This window comes from Acetobacterium sp., from assembly GCF_036508315.1.
Taxonomy (GTDB): domain Bacteria; phylum Bacillota; class Clostridia; order Eubacteriales; family Eubacteriaceae; genus Acetobacterium.
On sequence record NZ_DATCHP010000052.1, the window covers coordinates 1 to 8,802 of the forward strand.

Annotated in this window: 10 protein-coding genes; 4 read left to right on the plus strand and 6 right to left on the minus strand. The window is 38.0% G+C overall.

Annotated elements, in window-relative coordinates; all coding sequences use genetic code 11:
- From VIK44_RS06550 to VIK44_RS06560, 3 genes are all read left to right on the plus strand, one after another.
- Positions 1-199, plus strand: a 199-nt coding sequence (locus tag VIK44_RS06550) for a hypothetical protein (protein WP_331553048.1), incomplete at its 5' end; no start/stop codon positions are given.
- Between the two features lie 93 nt (positions 200-292).
- A complete protein-coding gene (locus VIK44_RS06555) occupies positions 293-505 on the plus strand; it encodes a hypothetical protein (RefSeq protein ID WP_331553049.1) in 213 nt (70 codons plus the stop codon).
- 230 nt (positions 506-735) lie between these two features.
- Positions 736-1,971: a glycosyltransferase family 2 protein gene (locus tag VIK44_RS06560; RefSeq protein ID WP_331553050.1), complete on the plus strand. Its 1,236-nt coding sequence runs from the start codon at positions 736-738 to the stop codon at positions 1,969-1,971.
- A gap of 49 nt (positions 1,972-2,020) precedes the next feature.
- On the opposite strand, the gene VIK44_RS06565 is transcribed toward VIK44_RS06560, so the two are convergent.
- From VIK44_RS06565 to VIK44_RS06590, 6 genes are all read right to left on the minus strand, one after another.
- Positions 2,021-3,145, minus strand: a complete 1,125-nt coding sequence (locus tag VIK44_RS06565) for a hypothetical protein (RefSeq protein ID WP_331553051.1) — start codon at positions 3,143-3,145, stop codon at positions 2,021-2,023.
- A 114-nt stretch (positions 3,146-3,259) separates the two neighbouring features.
- The gene (locus VIK44_RS06570; RefSeq protein ID WP_331553052.1) at positions 3,260-3,988 is read right to left on the minus strand and encodes an amino acid ABC transporter ATP-binding protein; all 729 of its coding nucleotides are present in this window, start codon (positions 3,986-3,988) and stop codon (positions 3,260-3,262) included.
- A complete protein-coding gene (locus tag VIK44_RS06575) occupies positions 3,969-4,634 on the minus strand; it encodes an amino acid ABC transporter permease (RefSeq protein ID WP_331553053.1) in 666 nt (221 codons plus the stop codon). Before VIK44_RS06575 ends, VIK44_RS06570 begins: the two co-directional genes overlap by 20 nt.
- A gap of 152 nt (positions 4,635-4,786) precedes the next feature.
- A complete protein-coding gene (locus VIK44_RS06580) occupies positions 4,787-5,557 on the minus strand; it encodes a transporter substrate-binding domain-containing protein (RefSeq protein ID WP_331553054.1) in 771 nt (256 codons plus the stop codon).
- A gap of 298 nt (positions 5,558-5,855) precedes the next feature.
- The gene (locus VIK44_RS06585; protein WP_331553055.1) at positions 5,856-7,400 is read right to left on the minus strand and encodes a hypothetical protein; all 1,545 of its coding nucleotides are present in this window, start codon (positions 7,398-7,400) and stop codon (positions 5,856-5,858) included.
- Positions 7,401-7,404: 4 nt separating this feature from the next.
- The gene (locus VIK44_RS06590) at positions 7,405-7,974 is read right to left on the minus strand and encodes a hypothetical protein (RefSeq protein WP_331553056.1); all 570 of its coding nucleotides are present in this window, start codon (positions 7,972-7,974) and stop codon (positions 7,405-7,407) included.
- A gap of 388 nt (positions 7,975-8,362) precedes the next feature.
- Here VIK44_RS06590 and VIK44_RS06595 point away from each other — a divergent pair.
- The coding region (locus tag VIK44_RS06595) for an LCP family protein (protein WP_331553057.1) at positions 8,363-8,802 on the plus strand (440 nt) is incomplete at its 3' end.

Below are 8,802 nucleotides of genomic sequence, written 5' to 3' on the forward strand. Positions count from 1 at the left end.
AACCAGCTTTGTGATTGCCCATCGTTTGTCCACCATTAAAAATGCCGATCTTATTTTGGTCATGGACAATGGTGACATTGTGGAACAGGGTACCCATGCGGCGCTGATTGAAGCCAACGGATTCTATGCCAGACTTTATAATTCTCAATTTGAGAAAAACGAGAATTTGGAAGAAAGCATTGAGGAAACTCATTTATAAATTAAACTTTAATTATTGAAATATGTTGATTCTCAGCGATTTATGGGTAATAATCATATAAGATCAATTCTATACATTAAGGAGGTAAGAACAATGTGTGCACAAAAATTAGATCAATCAGATCTGCAGGATGCCGACATCAAGGAAGAAATGTCAGAAAAAAAACCATTTTATTATTCAAATGTTTGGATAGCTCTCTGGTCTTTTTTAATCTGGCCAATAGGACTCATCATGCTGTGGGGCTACTTATCAAATATCCAGAAACATGAGATTCCACGAACAAATATCATTAAAAAGGATTTATAGGCGACATACGGGATTTAAAACACGTTCAAACCTTTAGATTGCCTTAAATTTTCAGTGATTACGTTTTCAGTAACCATGCTCTTTTCTTGATCATTACTCTTTTTAGTGATATAATAAGCTAAATTTAAGCAATCAATAGCATGGACAAAGCAACCACCATGAAATGTAACATTCGTGGTGGTTGTGCTCTTGAAGTGTAACATTTCAAAAGACTGAAAAGGAGAACAACTATGGTTTCACAAATCTTTACACTATTATTTATTTTAGGCATTCCCTTTTTTATTTATGGGACCTACAATTTAGTTTTAGGATTATTTGGCTATTCTAAGCATAATAAATATACTCCGGCACCACCAAAGCATCGCATGGCTGCCATCATTGCTGCTCGAAATGAAGAATTCGTCATTGGTAATCTGATTGAGAGTCTGCATCAGCAGGATTATCCACAAGAGCTCATTGACATTTACGTGATCCCCAATAATTGTACAGATAATACCGAGGGGGTTGCTCTTGCCCATGGTGCAAAAATTATGAAGTGCAATTTTGAAGTAAAATGCAAAGGTGATGCCCTTTCCCAATTTTTCGATCATATTTTTAGAAAAAATGATGTCTATGATGCTTTTTGTGTTTTTGACGCTGATAATTTGGTTGATAAACGCTTTTTCTCTTCAATGAATAATGCCCTTGCCTCTGGAGAAAAAATTGCCCAAGGTTACCGTGATAGTAAAAATCCTGATGATTCATGGGTTTCCGGATGTCAATCAGTATTCTATTGGACGCTGAACCGTTTTCTGAATCTGTCGCGTCATAAACTGGGTTGGTCAGCAACGCTAAATGGTACTGGCTTCATGGTACATGCAGATGTTGTTAAAGAAGGCTTTAAAACATTCAGCCTCACCGAAGATATTGAATTTACCATCCAATGTGTGATTAAAGGCTACCGTGTGGCTTGGGTGCCGGAAGCCGTCACCTTTGATGAACATCCTCTTACCTTTGAGCAATCCTGGTCCCAGCGTAAGCGCTGGTCTACAGGCATTATTCAATGCTTTGGGATATATTCCCAACAATTATTTGATTGTTTTAGAAAAGATAAAAATAAATGTGCCATGGACATGCTTATCTTCCTGATTGCACCTTTTGTCCAGGTTCTCACCTGTATTTATACTATTTGCTCATTTATCATTTTGGGCATGCTCCTTGTTACCACCAGTATTTGGTCGAGTGCCTTGAGCTTTTCCATACTTTTTTCTATTGGCGGCCTGATTTTCAGTGTGATTTTCACTGCTATGATACTGTGGCTGGAAGGTAAAAAAATTAAACAGGTCAATAATATTTCCATCATTTCCTTTTGGCTTTACCTTGTGTCCTGGATTCCCATTAACGTTGTATGTTTCATTAAACCCATTGAAATCTGGGAACCCATTGAGCATACCAAAAGCGTTTCAATTTCACAATTAGTTGAATAAACTTTAAAAAAGGCAATCGCAAATTTGCGATTGCCTTTTTTAATTGGAATTATGCTTTAGTATTCCTCGCATCTTTATCTTCAATTTCATCAGACTTTATTTCTTCAATTTCTGTTACCGCTATTATTTCATCAGACTTTGCTTCATCAATCTCTGTTTGTTCCGGGCTCTTATTTTTCTTATTTTGTCGTGCCACCAGAATGGTTAATATCAAAGTTCCACCCAGGCCCAGTAAAATCAGCCAATACCCGACCTCCAATTGAATATAAAAGTTCATATACAGGAAATTTCCTCGGGTAGCTATAAAATTGGCAATGAAATTTCCCATATCCCCCAGGGTTTCTGTAAGTATTGACCGGAGGTTTTCCACAATGCCATTATTGATTTGTGCTGTCAGGGCCGCAAGCTGGGCATTAATCTGGTTGTTAGCAGCTGTTACGCCAATGCCAACCCCGGCAAATATAAGAAAAAGGAAACTTGAAAGTCCTATGGCAATCGCCACAGGGGCACGCTTATATAATAGAAGGAAGATCATTGCCAACCCCAGGGTGAATAAAAGAAAAACAATGATATTGGCAGTGGTTTTATAACCATCCATGGTTGCCATGGCGGCATTAACCTGAGCCATGGAATCCCGGGCCTGAATGGTCACATTATTTACCGCGCCTACGACACTTTTTGCCTCTTGAAGTATGTTGTAGGTATCTGTGAGAATAATATTAATCTGATCACCCATTGCAAGTTTTGTGGAAATCACCTCATGGATTTTAGGATCAATGAGAAAATTTAATGCTGAACTGGATAAAGTTTGATCGATATTACTTATAATTCCTTTATCGGGAATTGGGTTTCTGAGAATAGTCAGTAGGGACTGGTTAAATATTTTCACCTCTCCCAGCGGTATATTGAAAACTTTAATATTATCAATGGGCTTCTGGAGAACAAAATCACCAAGGTTCAAAGTAAGAATGTCATTTTGAGGGGTTATTACATTCACCGTATTATCCATGACCCCTGTAAGTGATACATCAGCTTTTGCACTCATAAAAGGAAGAAAAAAACTACCTAATACCAAAATCATGCAAAACAGAGCCACGGTTCTGAGTTTGTTTTCCTGAACCTTTGTTTTTACAAAAATCCCACCTGCAATCACCTTGTTTTTCAATATTGTCATGTTTATTTCCTCCTTTATGCTTTTATCTAATAATACCCGTATTTTTAGATAATTACCAGTGCAAATTCCAAAAAAGGCAAAAAAAAGCCGCCTCAGGCAAGAGACAGCAGTTATTTATAAAACTTTGTTTAAAAAATTGATGGTCCGCTCGTTTTTCGGATTTTCAAAGATTTCTTTTGGTGGTCCTTGTTCAACAATATACCCTTCATCAATGAAAATCACCCGATCAGCCACTTCCTTGGCAAAACCCATTTCGTGGGTGACAACAATCATGGTCATTCCTTCATGGGCAAGTTTCTTCATAACAGCCAGAACTTCGCCCACCATTTCAGGATCCAAAGCTGAAGTCGGCTCATCAAAAAGCATGACATCCGGATCCATAGCCAAGGCTCTGGCAATGGCCACACGCTGTTGCTGTCCACCTGAAAGCTGTTCAGGATAAACATTGGCTTTTTCTTCAAGATCCACCCGTTTTAAAAGCGCCATGGACCTGGCTTGTGCTTCTGCTTTTGTCTTTAGTTTAAGAGAGGATGGTGCAAAAGAAATATTTTGTAACACCGTCATGTGAGGAAAAAGATTAAATTGCTGGAAAACCATGCCTATATCCTGACGATATTTGTTAATATTGGCATGGGCTCCGGTAATGTCATGGCCATCAACCTCGACGGTTCCGCTGCTGGCATCTTCAAGAGCATTAATGCAACGGAGGAGTGTACTTTTACCGGAACCGGATGCCCCGATAATACAAATCACTTCCCCTTCGGATACCTCCAGATTAATATCCTTCAGGACTTCCAGGTCACCAAAACTCTTTTTCAAGCTTTTAATTACTACTTTTCCCATAGGACATTCTCCTTTCAATACGTTTTGATATTTTAGTTAGAATCATGATGATAATAAAATACATCACCGCAATAATCGTCCACATTTCAAAGGTCTGATAGTTATTGGCAATAATCAATCTCCCGGTTTGGGTCAGCTCTTGAATTCCAATAACTGAAAGAATGGATGTATCTTTCAGCGTAATAATACATTGATTAATCAGGGCTGGTGTCATGGTGCGAACGGCTTGGGGCAAAACAACTTTGCGCATGGCCATTCCGTAAGGTAAGCCAAGGCTGCGGGCTGCTTCCATTTGTCCTTTGCTGATGGATTCAATGCCACCTCTGAAAATTTCTGCCAGATACCCTCCGGCATTGAGGCTCAAGGTAATAATCCCTGCTAGATTAGGATCTAATCGTATTCCCAGCGCAGCTGGAATTCCAAAGTATATAAAAAATGCCTGTACGATCAATGGTGTTCCGCGAACAATATCAACGTAAACAAGTGCGATTGCCCGCAAAGTTTTTTTCTTTGATACCGATAAAAGACCAAATATCAGACCAAGGGTTCCCCCAATAATTAGGGACATTATGGTCAATTGAACAGTCATTCCAAGGCCTGCTAAAAGCCGTGGCCAGGTTTGTATAATCAGTTCTGGTATACTCACTTAAAACTCCTTTATAATGGATCTATTTATCCAATAGTCTTTACTCACTCGTGAGTAAAGACTATTGGATAACTTAGAGAAGTCATCTGTCAGCAGAGCTTTCTGCTGACAGATGACTTAATTAAACAATAGGATAAATTATTACTGACAGATTATTTTTTGATGTAGGTATCAAGAATCCTTTGGTATTCGCCATTAGCTTTTAAGTTGGCTAATCCCGTATTAAACATTTTAATCAGTTCAGGATTTTTTCCCTTTAATACTGCAAATCCATAAGAGCTTCCTTTTTGCATTTCACCAACTATTTTCAGTGTCACACCACTGGCAATGGCATCTCCAACTACTGGGTAATCTTCAAATAATGCTGCAGAATTTCCAGCTTTCACATCTTCATACATATTGGCTGAATCCGGGAATGAAACTGTTTCAAATCCGTACTGCGCTTTAATGGATTCTGCAAAGGTTGCGCCTTCAGTGCCATTTTTAACAGCAACTTTTTTTCCGGAAAGATCTGCATATGAATTTATGGTGTTATCCCCTGATGATACTGCCATCACGACACCTGAATCAAAGTATGGATCAGAGAAATCAAATGTAGCTTTTCTTGCATCTGTAATACTCATACCGGCGATCATGCCATCGGCTTGACCTGACGTTACTTCTCCGAGAGCAGCATCAAATCCGACTGCTTTAAGATCATATTTAAATCCCTGATCTGCAGCAATTGCGGCTAAGAGATCAATATCAATACCAACACGTTCACCTTTGTCATTTTCAAACTCAAATGGTTTGAATGTGGTATCTGTTGCAATCACATATGTTTTTGCGTCACTTGTTTTTGTTGTTCCGCTGGAACAGGCAGCAAGTGAAAAAATTATTGCGACTGCAAATAATAAAACACCGAGCTTTGCGATTCTTTTCATTTCTTTTCCTCCTAATATAATATTTGGGTGCATCTTTACTCAATACACCCGCTTTAATACAGTATGCAGTATATCATTTTTGTTGAAAATCCGCAATAAAATATTTAATCACCCAAGGTCATTTGAGCCTCACCTTTCATAATTCAATTGATTTAGAACTAAAAATCCGCACCAATGCACGATACCCTGTTGACTACTCCATTTCATCCTGTAAAACACCCGAAAACAAAACCCTAATCGCCCAAAAAAAGCAGCCATCTTTTATGAAAGATGGCTGCTTATATTTAGTTATTGACTGTCATTTTTCCGGATTTTCTGTCAGATATTTTCGAATGGTTTCGTAATCGCCTTCTGCAATAATAAATTCAGACTCAAGATTTTCAAGTATGACTTCTTCGGGCATAATCTTAATATCAGTATCTGCAACAGTACTACTTTGTTGATCCGCAATTGACACTTCTTTTTTATCTAGATTCATTTTTCTCTGATTAAGTCCGGCTTCAATGACATCAAGATCGTCTATTCGATTATTAATAAGTTTGGATAAACGAATGAGATCATCCAATACTTCATCCACCACAAATTGCTTATCGATGATAGCTTTAAGCTTTTCACGAATTAAATTTCCAGTGGCAATGATTTTTTCATCTCCGGTGATCGGAGTATAGGTTTCTATGGCATCATGAAAGTCTGACACCGCACCCTGTAAAAAATGGGTTTCTTCCATGGATTTTTCAATCTCACAAAAGAGGGTTCCCAATCGCAGCTCAATATCGAGAAAATCATCTTCATTTTCAAGATGAACGTCTTCCGACAATGCAGTCTTTTTTTTCGAAGTTTCATCGGTCGTCGGTGGCTTAGATTGCAGGTTGTCGTTTTCAATACTTTCATCGCCTTTTTCAACACTGGGTGGATTTTTAAATAATTCTTTCATGTTCACTGTTTTTTTTTGTGGTTGCACCTCTTGCCCAAGTTCTTCCAACACCGGAGTTGTGATCAAGGGAAGGACTACTGTCTCCTCGATAATTGGCACTTCTTCATGCACTGTTGCTTTAGGAACCGTTGTTTTCTCCAAGTTTGGTAATTCTACCGGTTTGGGTTCCGATGAATTAATCGGAGTCACAGGCACAGCCGTTGTCTCCGCACTTTGCTTTGGTTCTTCCATGTTTTTTGCCAGACTCAGCTTGATATCCTTTAAAAACTCGCTGGTTTGGTAGCGTTTCTCATTCTCAATGATTCCTGGTTTCGCGGATTCAGGACTATTTTGTGATCCTTTTTTTTCGTTTTCTAAAAGAGTCGTAAAAATACTGTCATATTCCGACTCTTCATCAGAATGAGTTAGCCATGTTTTACGATCTCCAGAACTTTCTTTTGTCTCAACGATTTTCGCCACTTCTTCATTTTTCTCAGCTCTTTCATCGTCATCTTTTTCATCTTTTTCATCTTTTTCATCTTTTTCATCATCTTTACCAATGAGGACCCACCATAGTGAATGGCAAATTAATACTATAATGAAATCAAAAATAGTAAGGCCAATGAAAAATGATAAGGGTACCTCCGGTAAAAGATACCAGCATATACCAAAGACAATCCCATTGCCGATGACCGAAATAAGTGCAGCAATAAATGGAATATTTTTTAGCAGTAAATTTCGATTTAAATCATACAATGCCATTATGACAACCTTAATAGCCACAAAAATCCCCATTAAAATAATAAAGATACTGGCATTCGGAAGTGTCATTAACACTTGATACGCCAATAAAAAAGCATAACCTGAAAGCGCTAAACCAATGATATCAAAAATCAGCAAGCTCCAACATTTTCTCAGACTTAATTTCATCGAATCACTCCTTGCTGTTTTTTCTCTTGGAAGTCTTTTTGTTATCCCTGGAACTTCCTTTATCCAAAGAAAGATTATTAAAGGTTGCTCCCAATTTATCTATTCCACCTGAACTTTGGTAAAAAGCTTCAATCTCCTGGAGCTTTTTATACTCACGATTAAGGGTTTCTTCCTTGCGATTGACTTCCTCATGACGCTGTTTCAAAATGTTAAGAGCCGTTCCAAGAGAGTCTAACATTTCCTGAACCATTTTTTCCCGTTTTTCGATATTTGTCAATTGTTCGTTCAGATCTTCAGCCTTATATTCAGGGGTTGTCCCTTCATTTTTCAGCAATCGTTCTTCTTCTTCCTTAATATCCTGAAACACACGTTCAAAATTTCCCTTCCCTTTAATGAGAACCTTATCTCGACGTGGTCTGCCCCCGGATTGAGGTGTTTCTTTACCTACAGTTTTTAAAATCAGAGATTTTAACTCATCATCCTTTTTTAATATCAGCTTTTCTAAATCTTCAATTCTCGACTCAACATATTCAAAGTACTCATTCTTACCACTGAGTTCCGGTTCTTTTACCATATTTAGTCCCACTCCTGTTATTTCAATTTAGATGTATAACACTATTTTCTATTATAACAAAGATTTTGTAAAATGTATAATAAGATTTTATATTCCCCTGATATTTCTTCTTGACCATAATTATTTACATTTTATTTACAAGTATGGTATAATGATAAACTTAAACTGAACATTTTCAGGATAAGCGACTCATTTCCAAATTTAATTGCACCTATGCTCTATCACAAGTCTTTAAATCTGCACATCTTCACACTGTTTTTTATTTTGTGAGGAATTTCCAAATGAGGTATCAATATTGAGCAAACGAAAAAAAAGTGTTATAGAAAATAGACGCACCCCCACTTCTAGACCACAGCCGAAAGAGAATTCAAGACAGGAAAATCGACGATTGGAATCTCCTCCACCGGCAAATCGCAAAAAGTCGAAAAAAAGCAAACAACATCATGGGTTTAAAAAATTCTTTAAAACCATCATTATGCTTGTGATCATACTTTCGATTACTGGTTTTGCGGTTAACGCATTTTTCCTGGGGAATGTCAACAGTGATCTCCAGGGAAACCTGAATCAGTACGGTATCAGTAGCGATGCTGCTGCTATGGCCAAGCAACACAAAATTGTTAATGTTGCTGTTTTTGGTGTTGACGGCCGGGACGATGTTGAAGGTGACCGAACAGATACCATTATGATTGCCAGCGCTGACTATGAGCACAGCAAGATCAAGGTAACCTCCCTCATGCGGGATACATATGTTTATGTTAACGACAAATCCGGATACGATAAGCTAAACGCGGCTTATGCTTTTGGCGGACCTACAATGGCACTTCAAAC

Bases quoted from the DNA above. Each gene is read 5' to 3' on its own strand.
- VIK44_RS06555 (WP_331553049.1), top strand. From the start codon at position 293: ATGTGTGCACAAAAATTAGATCAATCAGATCTGCAGGATGCCGACATC.
- VIK44_RS06560 (WP_331553050.1), top strand. From the start codon at position 736: ATGGTTTCACAAATCTTTACACTATTATTTATTTTAGGCATTCCCTTT.
- VIK44_RS06565 (WP_331553051.1), bottom strand. From the start codon at position 3,145: ATGACAATATTGAAAAACAAGGTGATTGCAGGTGGGATTTTTGTAAAA.
- VIK44_RS06570 (WP_331553052.1), bottom strand. From the start codon at position 3,988: ATGGGAAAAGTAGTAATTAAAAGCTTGAAAAAGAGTTTTGGTGACCTG.
- VIK44_RS06580 (WP_331553054.1), bottom strand. From the start codon at position 5,557: ATGAAAAGAATCGCAAAGCTCGGTGTTTTATTATTTGCAGTCGCAATA.
- VIK44_RS06585 (WP_331553055.1), bottom strand. From the start codon at position 7,400: ATGAAATTAAGTCTGAGAAAATGTTGGAGCTTGCTGATTTTTGATATC.
- VIK44_RS06590 (WP_331553056.1), bottom strand. From the start codon at position 7,974: ATGGTAAAAGAACCGGAACTCAGTGGTAAGAATGAGTACTTTGAATAT.